The organism is Phyllobacterium sp. LjRoot231, assembly GCF_964253365.1.
GTDB lineage: Bacteria > Pseudomonadota > Alphaproteobacteria > Rhizobiales > Rhizobiaceae > Phyllobacterium.
Map to the genome: position 1 here is coordinate 1,278,998 of NZ_CAXUQT020000001.1, position 18,471 is coordinate 1,297,468.

At 56.2% G+C, this 18,471-nt stretch carries 21 protein-coding genes and 1 other RNA gene; 11 read left to right on the forward strand and 11 right to left on the reverse strand.

Annotated features, from left to right (window positions below; genetic code table 11):
* The first annotated feature begins 79 nt into the window (after positions 1-79).
* Positions 80-1,234 (forward strand): fumarylacetoacetate hydrolase family protein, encoded by a 1,155-nt coding sequence (locus ACSQ3H_RS06195; protein ID WP_436116244.1) that lies wholly within the window; start codon positions 80-82, stop codon positions 1,232-1,234.
* 9 nt (positions 1,235-1,243) lie between these two features.
* Here the strand turns inward: ACSQ3H_RS06195 and ACSQ3H_RS06200 are convergent, their stop codons facing one another.
* From ACSQ3H_RS06200 to ACSQ3H_RS06215, 4 genes are all read right to left on the reverse strand, one after another.
* Complete coding sequence (locus ACSQ3H_RS06200; RefSeq protein ID WP_436116245.1) at positions 1,244-2,182, reverse strand: phosphatidate cytidylyltransferase; 939 nt, start codon at positions 2,180-2,182, stop codon at positions 1,244-1,246.
* Entirely contained in the window at positions 2,175-2,834 is a 660-nt protein-coding gene (locus tag ACSQ3H_RS06205; RefSeq protein WP_436116246.1) for a lysophospholipid acyltransferase family protein, read from the reverse strand. Before ACSQ3H_RS06205 ends, ACSQ3H_RS06200 begins: the two co-directional genes overlap by 8 nt.
* A 19-nt stretch (positions 2,835-2,853) precedes the next feature.
* Positions 2,854-3,276 (reverse strand): hypothetical protein, encoded by a 423-nt coding sequence (locus ACSQ3H_RS06210; protein WP_436116247.1) that lies wholly within the window; start codon positions 3,274-3,276, stop codon positions 2,854-2,856.
* A gap of 94 nt (positions 3,277-3,370) precedes the next feature.
* The gene (locus tag ACSQ3H_RS06215; RefSeq protein WP_436116248.1) at positions 3,371-4,921 is read right to left on the reverse strand and encodes an EAL domain-containing protein; all 1,551 of its coding nucleotides are present in this window, start codon (positions 4,919-4,921) and stop codon (positions 3,371-3,373) included.
* 261 nt (positions 4,922-5,182) lie between these two features.
* On the opposite strand from ACSQ3H_RS06215, the gene ACSQ3H_RS06220 reads away from it, so the two are divergent.
* Complete coding sequence (locus ACSQ3H_RS06220) at positions 5,183-6,940, forward strand: putative bifunctional diguanylate cyclase/phosphodiesterase (RefSeq protein WP_436116249.1); 1,758 nt, start codon at positions 5,183-5,185, stop codon at positions 6,938-6,940.
* Positions 6,941-6,979: 39 nt separating this feature from the next.
* Here the strand turns inward: ACSQ3H_RS06220 and ACSQ3H_RS06225 are convergent, their stop codons facing one another.
* The gene (locus ACSQ3H_RS06225) at positions 6,980-7,279 is read right to left on the reverse strand and encodes a hypothetical protein (protein ID WP_436116250.1); all 300 of its coding nucleotides are present in this window, start codon (positions 7,277-7,279) and stop codon (positions 6,980-6,982) included.
* A gap of 314 nt (positions 7,280-7,593) precedes the next feature.
* On the reverse strand, positions 7,594-7,719 hold the full coding sequence (locus ACSQ3H_RS06230; protein ID WP_436119366.1) for a hypothetical protein: 126 nt from the start codon (positions 7,717-7,719) through the stop codon (positions 7,594-7,596).
* Between the two features lie 257 nt (positions 7,720-7,976).
* Between ACSQ3H_RS06230 and ACSQ3H_RS06235 the strand changes: the two genes are divergently transcribed.
* Positions 7,977-8,276, forward strand: a complete 300-nt coding sequence (locus ACSQ3H_RS06235) for a putative quinol monooxygenase (RefSeq protein WP_436116251.1) — start codon at positions 7,977-7,979, stop codon at positions 8,274-8,276.
* A gap of 77 nt (positions 8,277-8,353) precedes the next feature.
* Complete coding sequence (locus ACSQ3H_RS06240) at positions 8,354-9,160, forward strand: Ku protein (RefSeq protein ID WP_436116252.1); 807 nt, start codon at positions 8,354-8,356, stop codon at positions 9,158-9,160.
* Here ACSQ3H_RS06240 and ligD read toward each other — a convergent pair.
* The 3 genes from ligD to ACSQ3H_RS06255 all read right to left on the reverse strand — a co-directional run bounded on the left by ligD (position 9,157) and on the right by ACSQ3H_RS06255 (position 13,080).
* Positions 9,157-11,706 (reverse strand): DNA ligase D, encoded by a 2,550-nt coding sequence (gene ligD, locus ACSQ3H_RS06245; protein ID WP_436116253.1) that lies wholly within the window; start codon positions 11,704-11,706, stop codon positions 9,157-9,159. The genes ACSQ3H_RS06240 and ligD overlap by 4 nt on opposite strands.
* 3 nt (positions 11,707-11,709) lie before the next feature.
* On the reverse strand, positions 11,710-12,558 hold the full coding sequence (locus tag ACSQ3H_RS06250) for a Ku protein (RefSeq protein WP_436116254.1): 849 nt from the start codon (positions 12,556-12,558) through the stop codon (positions 11,710-11,712).
* Positions 12,559-12,627: 69 nt separating this feature from the next.
* Positions 12,628-13,080, reverse strand: a complete 453-nt coding sequence (locus tag ACSQ3H_RS06255) for an N-acetyltransferase family protein (RefSeq protein ID WP_436116255.1) — start codon at positions 13,078-13,080, stop codon at positions 12,628-12,630.
* 125 nt (positions 13,081-13,205) lie between these two features.
* On the opposite strand from ACSQ3H_RS06255, the gene ssrS reads away from it, so the two are divergent.
* From ssrS to ACSQ3H_RS06290, 7 genes are all read left to right on the forward strand, one after another.
* Positions 13,206-13,362, forward strand: a non-coding RNA gene (ssrS, locus tag ACSQ3H_RS06260) — 6S RNA.
* Positions 13,363-13,423: 61 nt separating this feature from the next.
* Positions 13,424-14,011 (forward strand): 5-formyltetrahydrofolate cyclo-ligase, encoded by a 588-nt coding sequence (locus ACSQ3H_RS06265; RefSeq protein WP_436116256.1) that lies wholly within the window; start codon positions 13,424-13,426, stop codon positions 14,009-14,011.
* A 65-nt stretch (positions 14,012-14,076) separates the two neighbouring features.
* Positions 14,077-14,901 (forward strand): TIGR00282 family metallophosphoesterase, encoded by an 825-nt coding sequence (locus tag ACSQ3H_RS06270; RefSeq protein ID WP_436116257.1) that lies wholly within the window; start codon positions 14,077-14,079, stop codon positions 14,899-14,901.
* Between the two features lie 81 nt (positions 14,902-14,982).
* Positions 14,983-15,726, forward strand: coding sequence for a TerC family protein (locus tag ACSQ3H_RS06275; protein WP_436116258.1), 744 nt, complete (start codon positions 14,983-14,985; stop codon positions 15,724-15,726).
* 43 nt (positions 15,727-15,769) lie between these two features.
* Positions 15,770-16,345 (forward strand): biotin transporter BioY, encoded by a 576-nt coding sequence (locus tag ACSQ3H_RS06280; RefSeq protein WP_436116259.1) that lies wholly within the window; start codon positions 15,770-15,772, stop codon positions 16,343-16,345.
* Complete coding sequence (locus ACSQ3H_RS06285; protein ID WP_436116260.1) at positions 16,342-16,767, forward strand: DUF1284 domain-containing protein; 426 nt, start codon at positions 16,342-16,344, stop codon at positions 16,765-16,767. The genes ACSQ3H_RS06280 and ACSQ3H_RS06285 overlap by 4 nt, the downstream gene beginning before the upstream one ends.
* Before the next feature lie 152 nt (positions 16,768-16,919).
* Entirely contained in the window at positions 16,920-17,669 is a 750-nt protein-coding gene (locus tag ACSQ3H_RS06290; RefSeq protein ID WP_436116261.1) for a YebC/PmpR family DNA-binding transcriptional regulator, read from the forward strand.
* 60 nt (positions 17,670-17,729) lie between these two features.
* Here ACSQ3H_RS06290 and ACSQ3H_RS06295 read toward each other — a convergent pair whose 3' ends face one another.
* Entirely contained in the window at positions 17,730-18,125 is a 396-nt protein-coding gene (locus ACSQ3H_RS06295; protein WP_436116262.1) for a hypothetical protein, read from the reverse strand.
* Positions 18,126-18,161: 36 nt separating this feature from the next.
* Positions 18,162-18,383 (reverse strand): 50S ribosomal protein L31, encoded by a 222-nt coding sequence (gene rpmE, locus ACSQ3H_RS06300; protein WP_112523777.1) that lies wholly within the window; start codon positions 18,381-18,383, stop codon positions 18,162-18,164.
* Positions 18,384-18,471 lie beyond the last annotated feature (88 nt).

The window sequence follows — 18,471 nt, forward strand, 5'->3', positions numbered from 1 at the left end:
TGTGTCGCACCCCCCGCCGAAGCTGGCGTTCATCGCCTGGCTTGAAGCGCATCGCGCCACAGATATCAGGAACCAGATCATGCCAAATGCCATCGTCCCCACCTCCGGTGTTCTCGTCGGGCGCGCCAAAATTCCCGGGCATGCCACCCCGCGGATCGTTACGGTTCGTGATGGTGCGGTCTTCGATATCACGGGCAAAGCTGCGCCGACCGTGCGGGATATTGCCGAACTTGATAACCCGGCTACCTATGTTTCGAGTGCGACGGGAACGAAGCTTGGTGACGTGAATGCAATCATTGAGAACAGCTGGACGGATAAATACGATCCGGCTATTCCAGCGTTGCTTTCGCCGATTGATCTGCAGGCGGTGAAGGCGTCAGGCGTGACCTTCGTCGCCTCGCTGCTGGAGCGGGTCATCGAGGAGCAGGCGAAGGGCGACAAGGCCAAGGCGGACTCGCTTCGGGAGGATGTTCTCAAGCTTATTGGCGCCGATCTATCCAAGATCGTGCCTGGCTCGCCAGCTGCGATGCAGGTCAAGGAGGCGCTGATCGCTCGCGGTGTCTGGAGCCAGTATCTCGAGGTCGGTATTGGCCCCGACGCGGAAATCTTCACCAAGGGCCAGCCCATGTCGACTGTCGGTTTTGGCGCAGATGTCGGGCTGCACCCGATTTCCAGCTGGAACAATCCGGAGCCGGAAATCGTGCTGGTGGTATCTGCGGCCGGACGCATCGTCGGTGCGACGCTCGGCAATGACGTCAATCTGCGTGATGTGGAAGGACGCTCGGCGCTGCTGCTGGGTAAGGCGAAGGACAACAATGCTTCAGGGTCGGTCGGACCATTTGTTCGGCTGTTCGATGGTGATTTCACTATCGAGACCGTCAAGGCGGCCGAACTCAGCTTGCGTGTCGAGGGCGAGGATGGGTTTGTGCTCGACGGTCATTCCAGCATGGCGAAGATCTCGCGCACGCCGGAATCGCTCGTTGAAGCCACGATCGGGCGGCATCACCAGTATCCCGATGGCTTCGTGCTTTACCTTGGCACCATGTTCGCGCCGGTCAAGGATCGCGATGGGCCGGGCAAAGGCTTCACCCACAAGATGAATGATGTTGTTTCCATCTCGACGCCGTCGTTGGGAACATTGTCGAACCGCGTGCGTCTGTCTACCGAGTGCGCCCCATGGACTTATGGGGCGAGCCATCTGTTGCGTGATCTGGCAAAAGCAGGCCTGCTCTAGGTCCTGACCCTAGGTCCAGAAATAGCGGACCACATGAAAGAAGATCGGGGCGGCAAAGACCAGACTGTCGGCCCGGTCAAGCATACCGCCATGGCCCTCTATCATATGACCCCAATCCTTGACGCCGCGATCGCGCTTGATCGCCGAGGCCACCAATCCGCCGAAGAACCCCATGATACAGGCTAGTCCGGCCATCAATCCGGCCTGCAGCGGTGTGAAAGGCGTCAGCCAGGAAAGCGCCGCTCCGAGCAGCGATGCGCTGATGACACCGCCGATCAGGCCCTCCCAGGTCTTGGAGGGCGATATTTTCGGCGCGACCTTGTTCTTGCCGAAGAGTTTGCCGAACACGTATTGCAGCACGTCGCTGCCCTGGACTGTGGCGATGAGAAAGGCGATGAGCAGCAGGCCTTTGCCTTCGAAACCCGGTATGGAGAGCGTTAGCAAGGCCGGTACATGGCTAAGGCAATAGACCGAGAGCATGATGCCCCATTGCTGTTCGCTGACACGTTCCAGAAAACGTTCCGTATCGCCGGAGATCGCCGTCAATGCCGGCATGGCGAGGAAGCAATAGACCGGGACGAAGATTGAAAACATTCCGTACCATTCGATCCACAGTAGGTAATATTGCACCGGAATGATGACCAGGAACATGCCAAGCAGGATCCAGTGATCACCGCGCCGCGTGTGCGTCAGCGTCACATATTCGCGCAAGGCGGCGAAGGAAACAAAGGCGAACAGGAGGACCACGCCGCCCTTGCCGAACAGGAAGGCAACGGAGATGGCGGCAATCATGATCCACCACGCCTTGATGCGCGAATTCAGATTGGCGAGTGTCGAAGGCAGGGCATCGCCCTTGCGTGTGCTCTTCCAGCTCAGCACGGTCGCAACGGCGCTGGCGGCCGTCAGTATGCCGAGGAGGCCAAGGAACAGCCAGATCGTTTCAGCCATGATTGAGCGACCTCTGGTGTTCCGGGTTGAGTTCAAGCAGCGCCTGCTGCGCCCTGTGCAAAAAGGCGTGACGATCTTCTTCGGGTTCGAGCTGGACAGGCGCACCGAAGATAACGCGGCAAAGCAATGGCACCGGCAGGAATGCGCCCTTGGGAAGAACGCGCGACATGTTCTCGATCCAGCACGGAACGAGTTCGACATCGGGTCGGGCGAAAGCCAGATTGTAGATACCCGAACGGAAACGCAGCAACGGCTCCTCGGTCATGTTGCGCGTGCCTTCAGGGAAGATGATCAGTGAGTGGCCCTCCTTAAGTGCGTCCAGCATGATGACCATCGGGTCTTGCTCACGCTCCACCCAGTTGCGTTCGACAAGCACCGTGTTAAGCAGGTCGCGAGCCAACACATGCCGGATCTTGTTTTTTTGCCAGTAGTCGGCTCCGGCGACGGCACGGGTGCGCTCGCGCTCTTCCGGGTGCAGGCATGTGGAAAGCAGAATGAAGTCGCCATGGCTGGCGTGGTTGGCGAAGTAGATCCTCTGTCGCTCCGATGGTGCACAGCCCTGCCAAATGGGCCGCACGCCGGTGATAGCTCGCGCAATTCCGGCAAGCACCATGGCAGCCGCTCGCCGCAGCACTGGTTTCACGTTGATCATATTCCCCCTCCGGTTGTTTTTAACCGGTCCACAACCCATAGGTTGCCAAAGCAGCGAATAAAGCAAGAAAAGCTGCAAAAGCAAGGTGCAGTTTCGTCAGCAGGCTGTTTGTTCGCGTCATGCGCATATGAAGAGGTCGCGTTACGTGCGGCCGCTTGCGCAAATGCATGCGCGCGAGAATGTCATCCACCGCGCGGCAGCCCTCCGTCTCGTCCTCATGCGACGCAATGAAACGGAAAAGCGCTGCGTCGAAACGAAGATAGACGGCGAGGAACAGCGTGATCAGACCGCCGATGATCATCAGCGGCCAGAGCCAGCTGAACAGCGGTCCGCCCGCGTCGCCGACGATCGAGGATGCGACGAGCAGCAGGCATGTCAGGAATCCATAGGTGTGCGCCCGGTGTTTCAGTCGGGCGGCGAATGCGGCGGCGTCTTCCTCCATAGAAAAATCATCCCATATGATTGTGCCGTAAGACTATTTTTTACATATGCGCCTGGGGAGGATGGATTTCAAATCAGTTCGTCTGGTGCGACGCTCAAGCGGCGGAATTCAACATTTCCTTGATCACTGCCGCACTTGTCGGGCGGCCGAACAGCCATCCCTGGCCGTCCACCTTGGGCACGAGAGCCGCAAAATAGTCACGCTGGGCAGGAGTCTCGATGCCTTCGACGACAATATCCAGATGATGAACATGGGCCATGCCGATGATCTGGGGCACGATGGAAACGGAGACGGAACCGGTCCCTATGGTTTGCGTAAAGGACCGGTCGATCTTTATCCCGTCGACATTCAACTCTCCGAGATAGGCCAGACTTGAATATCCTGTACCGAAATCATCGATGAATATCCTGTGTCCGCTGGATCGCAGACGCTTGATTGCCTCTATGGCATCGGCGGCATTGGCGGTGGAACGCTCGGTGATTTCGAGCACGATCTGGTCACTGGCGACATTTGCGTCCTCGAGACGCGACGCGAGCTGGGTGCTGAAATCGCGATTGAACAGATCTGCAGCCGAGATGTTGATACTGACGTGGAAACCAGGATTGGCATCGAGAATAGCCGCCATATCGTCAAGCACGTTGTCGATGACGCAGATGGTGAGGCGGTTAATCAGCCCGGCGTTTTCGGCAACAGGAATGAAGACGTCCGGTGGTATGAATTCGCCGTTCTCCCTCCAGCGGACAAGCGCCTCGGCCGCAACCGTGCGACCTGTTGTTACATCGACGATAGGCTGGTACTCGATGGTTAGCCTATCCTGCCCAAGTGCCTGCTGCAGCCTTGTTTTCATGCTCAAATTGTTACGCTGGAGCAAGATGACGATCGTGGCGAGAGCGCCACCGAGTGTAGCGCCGAAAATGGAAATTATTGCCGTAATCGGCTGCGCTGACGCCTCAAGCTGGCTCACTGTGGCGTTCACTGTCACGCATGCCATGTCCCGGCACACATTGTGGTAAACAATATCCCCGGTCCGGCCAACGCCATCGGGCGATTTCACGTCGACCTTGCCGATATTCAATGAGCCGAACATCCCGACTGTCGACGATATGCCTTGCGGATTGTACATCACGCTGTAGGCATAGGCCGAATTTTTCAGCGTTTCGAAGGAAGCAGGGTCCAGCACGACATTGGCGTTGCCAATGCCGATAATGGGCGCGGTGGAATTGGATATGGCCAGACGCGAATTTGCATAGACCAGCTTGCCTCCGGGCGTTTCAAGGTTATGCGCGACCAGTGGCATTGGCTTTTTTCCGTTGCCGAAAACGGCCGAACAATGAAAAAAGCCGTCCCTGACCCGGCCCATATCCTTGAGATACCTCGTGCCAAACAACACGTCCCGCAGATATGTTATTTCTTTGTCGGAACAGAATGGATAGGGCGATGTATTGATGACGGTCAGCATCATGTCGGCTTCGGTAAACACATCGACCGCGCGATCAAGAAGTCGTTCAGAAAAAATTCGCATCTGCCCGCGGTCACTTGAGATGACAACAAGCCTGCTTATCCACATCCCGCACAGAGTGCCGGCAGCAATCAGCGCGGCAATTAATATTGCCCTGAACCACAGCTGGTCAAAATAGCGCGACATTCGGAAAATCCACCAAGCTTTCCACCACGGGTCGGCACGCCAGTTTGCTGACTTGAGCGCCGGCGTATCAATGACACTACGACTCTTAATATTTCTCTGATTTCTCCGGATTTCTGCGTCGAAACTAAGTAGTTCGATTTAATTCCAGCGCGATGCCATCTGGAAGGGCGAGATGACCTCGAATATTGCGACAATATATTTTTAAGAGAGTCTGTTCAGGATAGATATCTTGATAGGGGTGGAGACATTACAGAAGTCGAAATGAAATTAGCCAGATCAGAGCGGGAATTTCAAAGCGTTCTCCGGCGGCTGGAACTTGCCCTCGAAGCTTCGCAAATCGGCGTGTGGGAACACAATGCCGAAAATGAGGTGCTGTGGGACCTGCAGATGCACCGGCTCTATGCGACAGGCAATACGCAAAGAAAAATGACCTCCGACCAATGGATCGACGCTATTCATCCCGATGACCGCGCGAGAGCCGAAGAGGAGTTTGACGAAGCCATCCGGCGCAAGGGCGACTACTCTTCCGATTTCAGGATAATCCTGCCGAACGGAGATATCCGTTACATCAGATCAAGAGCCCATTATTACGAGGATGGTCTGACCGCCACATTCATCGGCGCCGAATGGGACATAACGGCAGATGTGATGCTTAATCGCGAGCTTTCACACCAGAAGTCTATAGCAGAAGCCAGAGCAGTAGCGCTTGAGGCGAGTACCGCGCAGATCGAATACGCCGCCGAACATGATTATCTGACGGGATTGCCCAATAGACGTTTTTTCGACAAGCGCTTTTCTGAACTTTCCAATGATCCCGATCGAAGCCGCTTGGCGATCCTTCATGTCGACCTCGATTATTTCAAGCAAGTCAACGATACGGCGGGCCATGCCGCAGGTGATGCGGTTTTGAAGTCGGCAGCCCTCATGATTGCTTCCGTGGTTCCGGTGAGCGGTTTTGTGGCGCGCACGGGCGGCGACGAGTTCGTGATATTGCTGCCGGATTTCGATGCTGTGGACGAGCTTCGCGTCGTGGCGCAGCATATTGTCAGGTTGCTCAAGCAGGGTGTTTCCTATGGCGGCTCGCTCTTGCAGGCGGGCGCATCGATTGGCGTGGCGTGGATGAGCGGCGGAAATGCAGCGAATCTGCTCGCTGAATCCGACATTGCGCTCTACCGCGCCAAAAAACTCGGACGAAACAGGGTTGAATTCTTTGCGCCGCATCTGAAAACGGAATTGTCACGCGACCGTCATACCGCGGAGCACGTCAAACTCGGTCTTGAAAGGGAAGAGTTCATACCATACTACCAGATACAGGTGGACGCTCGGTCAGGGCGGATTGTGGGAATAGAAGCGCTGGCTCGCTGGAAACACCCACAGCGGGGAATGCTCCTGCCTGAAACCTTCCTGAAGGTGACTGCGACGCTTGGGCTGTTGGCGGAACTTGATGCCGCAATCCTTAAAACGGTTCTGTACGATCGGCAGGTATGGGAAGAGCAAGGCCTCGATGTTCCGCGGATCGCAGTCAATACTTCGGCTGCGCGATTGTCCGATCCCACCTTGATCGAGCAGCTCAGGCCGTTGAATATCCAACCGAATACGCTTTCGTTCGAGCTTCTGGAGACGGTTTTTCTCGATGAGATCGAGGATGATGTCCTGACCAACATCGCCGCGCTGAAGCAAATGGAGGTCGACATCGAGGTAGATGATTTCGGTTCCGGCCATGCGTCGATCATCGGATTGCTGAAACTCAAGCCGCAAAGGCTGAAAATCGACCAGCGGCTGGTCATGCCGATCACGACATCCCGCGAACAGAGAAGCCTCATCAGGTCAATCGTGGATATAGCCAAGGCGCTTGGTATCGGCGTCATTGCCGAAGGTGTGCAAACACCGGACCACGCAAAGCTTCTACGCCGTCTCGGCTGCAATACATTGCAGGGCTATGCGATCGCTTACCCGGTTCCGGGCGCAGATATCCACGCTCAGTTGTTGGCGCAGCAAAAGGACCGGGTCAAATCATGAGAAGCCGCTCATTGCCGCTCGGCTTCTCGCTTTGTCGCGCTAGTGCTCGGTTACCGACTCATGGGTCGAAGTCGCCGCACTTTTGAACAGGAACGGCTTTTGGAAATGCCCGCGTCCCGCCATGAAGTTGAGCTCGCGATTTGCTGCCATTGCCGCCAATTCGTCCTCATCGCGAACGCCGCTCTCGTAGATGGCCATGATGACGCGCGCGAGGTCGTTACAGCGTTCATGAGTCTTGGGGCATCGATCCAATAGTTGCGATGCTCTGTTGTGAGCCCGCTGCATGATTTCCCAATCCGTAGTTGCGAATATCCGTCGGTCTCTATCTATGAATGCCATGACACGCTCCCATCTGTTCAGCGAGAACACATCTCGATTGCGGGTCGCCATTCCGCGGGGGTAACGAATGCGACGATATGAAAAAAGCTAAGCGCATTTTGCGAATAGTCGCAAATCGAATTTAATTGTGCAGTGTTCAGCACCACTTACCGCACTGCGGAATCCGCCTCCGCATCATCAAATTGAACAAGGTCCTATCCTCCATTTGGCTGTCCCCGCCAAGATCCAATTAGCCGGTTCATACGTACCGTTGAAACATCCATGGATTTGCTCTTTCCAGCAGCGCATCAGGCCAGTTTCCTGTCCGCCGAAACCTACTTTGGGTGGTAGATATATTGGTGCCGCCCAAGCGCATCCAGGCCGACAGCCTGAATGTGGCCGTCGCAATCATCGCAGCAATAGGCCTCGGTCCAGGCCGGCGGTATAACCAGAGCGGCAATGCGTTAGATGTGTTTCTTTGAGATAGGACGTCCATTGGTCCGGATATAATCGAACGCGTCTTTACACGGTTCGCGCCTTAAGATGAATGTTTCCGGATCGACCAGTTTCAGTCCAAGCACCTCTGCATAATACGCATAATCCGGCTGCATTACTTCACCCTGTTATTGCGGTTCAAGAACGCCTGTTGGGGCGGGACTGTTCCCTGAAGCGTTAAAAAGGCGCAAGGTGGTGGAAACAATTTCGAGAAGGAAGGATCATGGTCAAGCTCGCTCTTTACGTGCCCCTCGAAGCAAAACCCGGAAAAGAGGAAGATGTTGCTGCGTTTCTGCAGTCTGCTTTGCCTCTCGTAAACGAGGAATCCGGAACGATCGCATGGTTCGCTGTTCGGTTGGGTAAAAGCTCCTTTGCAATCTTCGATGCGTTTGCAGACGAGAATGGACGCGATGCACATCTTTCGGGGAAGGTCGCTGCGGCATTGATGGCGCGGGCGGGCGAACTTTTCGCCAGCCCGCCGCAGATCAACAAGCTCGATGTCCTGGCCTCGAAGCTATCATGAATGGCGATATGATCGGTTGCATGGAACGAATTCTCTGCCAACCCGTTCTTGCCGAACGTATCGGGGGAGTGTGAGTCATGGCGCCGCGTTCATTCTGGAAAGGCTATTTGAAGCTTTCGCTCGTCACCTGCCCCGTAGCGATGACCCCTGCCACCACGGACAATGAGAAGATCAAGTTCCATACCCTCAACAGGAAAACCGGAAACCGCGTTGTCAGCCAATATGTCGATTCCGTCAGCGGGAAGCCTGTGGACGAAGACGACGAGGTCAAAGGCTATCAGCGCAGCGAAGACGAATATGTCATGCTCGAGGATGATGAGATCGAGGCGGTGGGGCTTGAGAGTACGCGCACGATCGATATCGAGATGTTCGTACCGCGCGATAGCATCGATTGGATCTGGTACGACAAGCCGCATTACTTGACGCCGGACGATCCCGTGGGTGAGGAAGCTTTCTCGGTTATCCGCGACGCGATGGAGGCAACCGGCCAAGTCGGGATTTCCCGGCTGGTCATGTACCGGCGCGAGCGTGCAGTGATGCTGGAGCCTCGAGACCGCGGCATTGTCCTGTGGACCCTGCGCTATGGTGACGAGGTGCGCGATCGCGATGAATATTTCGGCAATATCAAGAACGACAAGGTCGACAGCCAACTGATGCCTCTGGTGAAGACGCTGATCGATGAGCGGATGAAGCCGTGGGACCCGAAGATGGTCGATGATCCGGTTCAGGATCGCCTGCTGGAAATCATTGCGGCGAAGAAGAAGGGCAAGAAGCGCCCGGCAAAATCAAAGGAAACCGCACCGGAGCATCCAAGCAATGTCGTAAACATCATGGATGCTTTGAAAAAAAGTATTGCAAGCGAGAGCAAATCGAAGAAGAGCTAGGCGCGTTTCTTCGTCTGCTTCTCGATCGGTACGGCGGCGGCGCGGAAATCGGCCCAAGGATCACACTTAATCGATGCAAGACGTGTCGGTGTGTTCAAAATCGTGAAATAGGCCGGACCAATGCCGGGGGTCAGTTCATCCCATTCGAGAGGCATCGAGACAGCTGCGCCGGGACGCGCCCGGGTTGAATAGGGCGCAACGGCTGTCATGCCGCGCTGGTTGCGCAGATAATCGATGAGGATCTTGCCAGTGCGTCTCGACTTGGTGATGGTCGAGACGTAGCGGTCAGGACTGTCGGAGGCCATGGAATCAGCAAGTGCCTTGGTGAACGCCTTGACTTCCGGCCACGCAGCTTTGGGTTTGAGCGGCGCCACCACATGCAGACCCTTGCCACCCGACGTCTTTATGAAGGCGCTGAGACCAGCCTGTTCAAGCCGCTGACGCGTCTCCTGCGCGCCCGCGATGACCTGTTCCCAGGGAACGCCTTCGCCCGGATCGAGGTCCATGATGATCATGTCCGGGCGTTCCCAATCCGCAATCGTTGAGCCCCAGGGGTGGATTTCTAGGACTGCCGACTGCACCAGACCGATAAGTCCATCGAGATCATTGATACTGATCAAGGGCTCGTCGTCCTTGTCCTTGGGATCCTCTACCAGGACGATATTGGAATTGAGACCCTTCCAGGAGTGCTTCTGGAAAAAGCTCTGGCCGGTGATGCCTTCTGGACCTCGGAGCAGTGCCAAGGGGCGCGCAACGACGAAAGGAGCGATATACTTCCAGACCTCGGTGTAATAGTCAGCGAGGCCTTGCTTGGTAACGCCTTCTTCGGGCCAATAGATGCGATCGGGATGAGTGAGTTTCACTTTGGGCCTCTCGGGTTGTGACGAAGCCTTCGATTTCGGCGTCTCGCGCATGACTTCGCGTGGGTCCTTGTCTTCGCGCAGCCCGCGGAAGGCAGCATGCCGCAGATTGTTGTCGGCAGTCCACGCGCGAAACTCTACCTCGGCGACGAGCTGCGGCTTCACGTAGCGAACCTGTCTTGCCGCATCGGCGCTGAGCCGTTCGGCGAAGGGGCTCTCCGGCACACGAATGCGTTCAAGCCTGCGAAACAAATCTTCGGCCACCGACGTGCTATATCCTGTTCCGACGCGCCCGACATGCTCAAGTTTCTTGCCATTATAAACGCCCATGACCAGCGAACCGATCGCCTTTCGCGATGTAGTCGAGGGCACATAGCCGGCGATAACGAATTCCTGCCGCTGCGAGCATTTGGCCTTGATCCAATCCTTGACGCGGCCGGATCGGTATGGCGCATCGCGCCGCTTTGACACGATACCTTCGAGGCTTAGCCGGCAGGCGTGCTCGAGGATGAGCGGGCCGTTTTCTTCGAAGTGTCCGCTATAGCGGATCCGCGCCGTCGTATCAGCCACGACTTTTTCAAGAATGGCTTTGCGCCCGATCAAAGGTAAATTTCGCAGATCAAAGCCATCAAGATAGAGGAGGTCGAAAACGTAGAAAACGAAACGATCTGTCCTGTTATCGCTGAGATCAGCCTGCAGGGCGGAAAAGTTCGAGGCGCCTCCTGCGGTTTCGACCACCAACTCCCCGTCAATCAGCGCCGTGCCTATCGGCAAATCCTGAAAAGCGGCGACGATTTCCTTGCCGAACTTCTTGGTCCAGTCGAGGCCGTTGCGGGTGAAAAGCTTGACCCGCCCAGCCTCAAGGCGCGCCTGCAGTCGATAGCCGTCGAACTTTATCTCATGAATCCAGCGCTCGCCCATTGGCGGTTTTGGTGCGAGTGTCGCCAGCGTAGGCTCGACAAAAGGGGGAAGTGGCGCCTTTCTGGCGGCTTTGATACTGGATGGATCGGGAATGTCCGGAGCGGTATCACGCGCTGATTCCTGGGCTGCCTTTGTTGCCTTGCCGTTTGCACTCTTCTTCTTGCTTATCTTGCCAGTTTTTGACGACCAGCCGGGTTCCTCACCGGCGACATCGGCAATCTCGCGGCCGGTCTTCACGGATTCAGGTCGCTCTTCAAGAATGTCGGGATCGCTCTCGGTGCGCGCGGCATCATCTTCTGCCTTTATGAGCAACCAGTTTTCACGCTTTTCCCGGGGCCTGCCATGCATACGCACCAGATGCCAACGCCCTGAAAGCTTTTCGCCGTAAAGCTCGAACTCCAGGTGCCCCTTGGCATAACCGTACTTCTGGTCAAAGACGGGGGTCCAGGTGCCATGATCCCAGACAATGACAGTACCACCACCATATTCGCCCTTGGGTATCGTGCCTTCAAATTCGCCATATTCGAGCGGGTGGTCTTCCACATGAACCGCCAGCCGCTTCTCGCTGGGAACGAGGCTTGGCCCGCGGGTGACGGCCCAACTCTTTAAAACGCCGTCCATTTCCAGCCGAAGATCATAATGCAGCCGCGTCGCGTCGTGCTTCTGGATGACGAAGCTATTCCCGGCTTTGCACGCCTTGCGGCCTCGTGGCTCAGTGGTTGTCTTGAAATCCCGTTTCTTCCGGTATGTTTCAAGCGCAACCATAAATCAGCTCGCTTTCCGCCGTGCTGGCTCCGCTTTGGTCTTGCGGGCCGAACTCTTCTTGGTGCTGGCCTGCTTCTTTCCAACGCCCGCGCTTTCGCGCAAAGCCTCCATGAGATCGACAACTTTTTCGGATTTGGCCGCTTTCTTTGCCGGGATCGGCTTGCCTTCGAGCTTCGCCTTCACCAGTTCGGCGAGGGCGGCTTCGTAGCGGTCTTTATATTGAGAAGGGTCGAAGGTGCCGCGCTTCGTTTCGATAATATGCCTGGCGAGATCCAGCATCTCGCCCTTGATCTTCATCTCGGGAACGTCGCTGAATGCGTCCTTGGCGGAGCGTACCTCATAATCGAAGTGCAACGTGTTGGCGACCAGTCCATTCCCTGCGGCGCGGATCAGAAGCGTGCGTGCCCGACGAAATAACACTGTCTGGGCAAGCGCGGCGACCTCCTTGGCTTTGAGGGCCTCGCGGATCAGTGCGAAAGCCTCCTCGCCATGCTTGTCACTCGGCGCGAGATAGTAGGGTTTGTCGAAATAGATGTCGTCCAGATCATCGCAGGCGACGAACGCCTCGACGGAGAGCGTTTTGTCACTTTCAGGAACTGCGGAGGCCACTTCATCGGGTTCGAGCACGATGTAATCATTGGCGCCGACCTCGTAACCCTTGACCTGATCTTCCTTTTCAACTGGCTTACCGCTGTCGGTATCGATGAATTGCCGCTGCACCCTATGACCAGTCGCACGGTTGAGTGTGTGGAAGGCAATGCGGTCGGACGTTGAGGCAGCGGTATACAGCGCAACGGGGCAGGATAGCTCCGCAACCTTCAGATAACCTTTCCAATTCGCTCTTGGCGCCAACGCTCAACTCCCATGGCTCGAAATGAGAAATGCGACTGAGTAATATTTGTTCCCTGGAGGTCCCCGCCGTTAGTTTTGTACCATCTTCACATATTTGATGAAAGGCGTGACGTTCGCGATCCGGTCGTAGAGCTGGCGAGCCGTTGCATTGTCCTGATTGGTTGTCCAATAGACAGAATGTGCACCAGCCTTGGTCGCCTCGGCATGGACGGCCTCGATAAGTGCGCGGCCGATGCCTTTGCCGCGCACCTCCGGATCGGCAAAGAGGTCCTGCAAATAGCAGACATTCTCGATGCTCCAGCAATGGCGGTGAAACAAATAATGCGTGAGACCGACAGGTTTGCCCTCAAACTCAGCTATGAAACCGCGATACTCATGATCGGCACCTGAAGTTAGCCGCGCGAATGTCGTTTGATAAACCTCTTCTGGCACGGTCGTCTCATAAAAGGTCAGGTAACCTGTCCAAAGCCGACGCCATTCGGGTTCGTCGGATTTTTGCAAAGGGCGGATTTGAACGTTCATTATTCGCGTCTTTCTGCACTGTTACGGCGCGGTGAGATTAGGGTCGAGACTTTATGACAGCAAGAGGCTGAAATTAGCCGACAACGCTACTGGTGCAATCCAATCAACCGTCCTATATTCGGATCGGCGCTCTGCGCTTCTCGACAGGAGAGACATATTCCCCGGGGCCTTAATGATCCCTTAGGGAGCTGTCCCTGAGGAGGCCCGTGGGCTTCTTCACACGGCACCCACCTACTTTGTAGGTTCCCGGGATCGACTTCTCCATCGGTTGTGTGGACGCCGCTTTTGTTTTTGTGCTCATCCCGAGCTGACCCCGTCGTCGGCGCCTCATGAAGTCACCCGCGTGCAGCACCTTTCCCCCATTAAAGAACTGAAAAAGAATCTCAGGCTCGAAGCCCTGGGCCGGCGCGATGCACTCACCACGGAATATCGGATCGAAGCGTCCATGCGGATCGCTGACCTTGGCTTGGCATCTCTTTCCGTCGATCCGGGTATCAATGTTTCCGGCTTCTGGCCGATCCGTTCGGAAGTGGATGTGCGCCCGCTGCTTTTCGGTCTGCGCGAGAGCGGCGCACGGCTTTGCCTTCCGGTCATCATCGACAAGCGGACGATCCTTTTTCGTGAGCTCGTGCGGGGAGCGCCGATGGTCGAGACGGGCTTCGGTACGGCAGGGCCGCCAGAGGACGCCGCGGTTCTCGATCCTTCCTTCATGCTGGTTCCACTGGCCGCTTTCGATGAGCGTGGTCACCGTATTGGCTACGGCGCTGGTTATTATGACCGGGCGATCGCACGTTTACAGGAGATCGGCGTCAATCCACGACTGATCGGGGTGGCGTTTGACTGCCAGCAGGTCGAAATTGTGCCGGACGAACCGCATGACATGCCACTGGAGGCCATCCTCACGGAAACCGGCTTGCGCAGCTTTGGCTAGACCGATAAAGCCAATTAACAATTACAGGCTCCACAAGACGTGGAGCTTTCTGTCGGGATATGCGCGTGAGATTACTTTTTCTTGGTGACATGGTGGGCCGCTCGGGCCGGACGGCTGTCTATGAGCAATTGCCCGGGTTGATAGCCGATCTGAAGCTCGATTTTACCATCGTCAATGGTGAGAATGCAGCCGGCGGCTTTGGTATCACCGAGGAAATCTTCCACGATACGATCAATGCCGGTGCCGATGTTGTCACCACTGGCAATCATGTCTGGGATCAGCGCGAGGCACTCGTCTTTGCGGCGCGCGAACAACGCTTCCTGCGGCCTGCCAATTTCCCGCTCGGTACAGCGGGGAAAGGCTCTGGTGTCTTCCTTGCCAAGAATGGCGCTCGCGTGCTCGTCTCCAACATCATGGGCCGGGTTTTCATGCACCCGGATTTGCACGACCCCTTCACGATAGCCGAGGAAATACTGGCTGCGTGCCCGCTTGGCGAACAGGCGGATGCGGTGGTCTTTGATTTTCATGCGGAAGCAACCAGCGAAAAACAGTGTTTCGGTCATTTTGTCGATGGCCGCGCCAGCTTCGTTGTGGGCACTCATACCCACGTGCCTACAGCGGACGCGCAGATCCTGAATGGCGGCACCGCCTATATGTCCGATGCCGGAATGTGTGGCGACTATGATTCATCGCTCGGCATGGACAAGGAAGAACCGCTCAACCGGTTCCTGTCCAAAGTGCCGAAAGGACGGTTTGAGGCGGCCAATGGCAAGGCGACCATCTGCGGCGTCGGTGTCGAGATTTCCGATCGCACTGGCCTCGCTGAAAAGATCGCGCCCTTGCGGCTTGGTCCGAGGCTGGAAGAAACTATCCCATCCTTCTGGAAATGAGTTGACCGAAGGGCGCGCGCTCACCTAAGTCGTGCCATCGGTTTGCACCATCCGGGCCATAGCAACACAGGAACGACCCCCATGGAAGCGCTACTCTCCCATTTCGATTTCATCTATCAACCATCCGGTCTCATAGCCCTCGTCACACTTGTCGTGATGGAAGTCGTGCTCGGCATCGACAATCTCATTTTTATTTCGATCCTTACCAACAAGCTGCCGCAGGAAAAGCAGGCCCGGGCCCGCCGCCTCGGCATCAGCGCCGCTCTTGTTCTGCGCCTTGTTCTGCTGTTCACCATCTCAATCATCGTGCAGTTAACGGAGCCATTGTTCGAAGCCTTTGGACATGGCTTCTCCTGGCGTGATCTCATCCTGATCGCCGGTGGCCTGTTCCTGGTATGGAAGGCCACGAAGGAAATCCACCATACGGTCGATCATGAGGACGCCAAGGAAGATGTTATCGGCAAGGCCGTTACGCTGACGATGGGCGCCGCGATTGCACAAATCCTAGTGCTCGATCTGGTGTTTTCGGTGGACTCGATCATCACAGCCGTCGGCATGACCGACGAAATCGCCATCATGGTGATCGCCGTGCTTGCGGCCGTGACGGTTATGCTGCTTGCAGCCGAACCATTGTCGAAATTCATCGCGGCCAATCCGACGATAATCATGCTTGCCCTTGGCTTCCTTTTGATGATTGGTATGACGCTGATCGCCGATGGATTTGGCTTTCATGTACCCAAAGGTTACATCTATGCGGCGATGGGCTTTTCAGCACTCGTCGAGGCGCTCAACATGCTGACGCGCCGCAGGAAAAAGAAACACTAACTACATTCGACCATCTTAACGCGTGCTAAAGGATTTGCATTCGATGACCCAGACCACTTTTGCCGAGGCTTTCGTTCCGCTTAAACTCGCCAACCGATCGCTTGCGTACAAGGCCCTTGCCGTCCTGATCGGTACGGCATTTCTTGCTGTGAGCTCGTGGATTTCGGTGCCGATGTTTCCGGTACCGGTAACCATGCAGACCTTCGCCGTAACATTGGTCGGCGCGCTTTACGGCTGGCGTCTTGGTGGTTTGACTGTTGTTTTGTGGCTGCTTGAATCTTTTATCGGGCTACCTGTTCTGGCTCAAGGCGTCCCAGGTCCGGTGGCTTTTGCCGGACCAACGGCTGGATACCTTGTCTCTTTTCCGATTGTCGCCGCATTTGTCGGATTGCTTGCTGAACGCGGTTTCACCCGCAATCCGTTCACAGCCTTTGGTGTCATGTTGCTAGGCAATGCCCTTTGCCTTGTTCTTGGCGCAGCATGGCTGGCAAGCATTATCGGTCTTGAGCAAGCCTGGGATTTTGGCGTTGCGCCTTTCATCATCGGCGGCGTCCTTAAATCGGCGCTTGCAGCCGCAACGATCGAAATGCTTCGCCGTTCAGGTATCCGCCTGTCTTGACCGTAAAGCTTCGCGCGCACCATCTGCTCTGCATGCTGACCTATGTCGGTAAAGGCTATAGTCCTGCCTTTACCGACAACTACGACAAGGTCATTGCAAGATTGGTGGCGGGCGAGGATATCCTGATCCAGGAGGGGCCGGACGATATCTGCCAGCCCCTTCTCACCACCAGCGAACCGCATTGCTTGCGCGACAGCGTTATCGAGCGTGATGCCACGGCGGCGCAGCATGTTGGCGAATTGCTTGGCCGCTCACTGCAAGCCGGGGACGTCATCAATCTCGACAGCGCGATGATCGAGCAATTCCGTAATGCCTTTCTACAAGGCACGACACGATCCGCCTGCACCGGGTGCGAATGGTTTGATCTTTGCTCCACGATATCGAAAGCCGGCTATGCCGAGACGAAACTTCGTCGCGCCTGAATGTATTTCCGCTGGTGCTGGACGAGACGCCGGTTTTTACCTATAAGGGCGCCATTCCAGAAGCATGGTTCCGTCCGGAGCAGCCCGCAACCTGACTTGCAGGGCCCCTGACGCGAAACATCAACAACCGCAAGAAAGCACGCAGGGGTGCCATGGCAGGCCATTCACAATTCAAGAACATCATGCACCGCAAAGGGCGCCAGGATGCCGTTCGGTCGAAAATCTTCTCCAAGCTCGGGCGTGAAATCACCGTCGCTGCCAAGCAGGGTCTGCCCGACCCGCTGATGAACCCGCGCTTGCGTCTGGCTGTACAGAACGCCCGAGCGCAGTCGATGCCGAAAGACAATATCGAACGCGCCATCAAGAAGGCCGCCGGCGGCGATGGCGATAATTATGATGAGGTGCGCTACGAAGGTTACGGCCCGGGCGGCGTTGCTGTTATTGTGGAGGCACTGACCGACAACCGCAACCGCACCGCCTCCAACGTGCGCGCAGCTTTCACCAAGGCTGGTGGCGCCCTCGGGGAAACCGGCTCTGTTGGCTTCATGTTCAACCGCGTTGGCGAGATTACTTATAAACCGGAAGCCGGCGGTGCCGACAAGGTCATGGAAGCCGCGATCGAGGCTGGAGCCGATGATGTTTCGACTGATGAAGACGGTCATGTGATCCTGTGTGCCTTCGAAGATATTGGCGACGTTTCGAAGGCTCTCGAAGGCGCACTTGGTGAAGCCGAATCCATCAAAGCAATCTGGAAGCCCGCTACGACGGCTCCGGTCGACGAAGAAAAGGCCCAGTCAGTGCTTCGATTGATTTCGACGCTGGACGATGATGACGACGTCCAGAACGTCTATGCCAACTTCGAAGTAAGTGACGAGGTTCTGGCCAAGCTCAGCGCGGCCTGATCCATCGCACTTTGAAATTAAACCCGCCACACAAAAGTCTGGCGGGTTTTTTGTTTGAACTCAGCTGACCGGACCGTCGCCGCCAAGCGCTTCCATGTCTGCGTCAGTTGGCTTTACCCCGGTGGCGCGGTTGACCAGAACAGTTATTCCCCACAAGACAATTCCGATACCAATCAGGATACCGGCAATCCTGTACTGCACCGGATCGCGTCCGGTCCATGGCCCGGCAAAGAAGGCGCAGGAAATCGTGCCCAGAACCGGCAGGAATGTCGGTGTGCGGAAATGTTCACGATCGACGCTTTCGCGCCGTAGAATGAGCACTGCAATATTGACGATGGTGAAGACGAACAGGAGTAACAGCGCCGTCGTGCCGCCAAGCGCCGGAACCTTGCCGACGAACAGGATCACCGCGAATGCCAGCAACGTGGTGCGAAAAACAAAAACGGCCCCGAACAAACGGAGCCGTTTTCAAATCCGGTATGCCGGAAGGTCTTATATACCGAGATTGGCGAAGCGGCTCTTGAACTTCGATACGCGACCGCCACGATCTGTCAGCTGCTGCGAACCGCCGGTCCACGCCGGATGCGTGGACGGATCGATATCGAGGTTCATCGTATCGCCTTCCTTGCCCCAGGTGGAGCGGGTCAGGTATTCTGTGCCATCGGTCATGACGACCTTGATGGTGTGGTAATCTGGGTGAATCTTGGCTTGCATCTGTATCGTCCTAAACTAGAGGGCACAAAACCAGAGCCACTGCCTAAGTGGGGTTCCGGTCGGAGCCGATTGGTAGAGATGAAGCCAA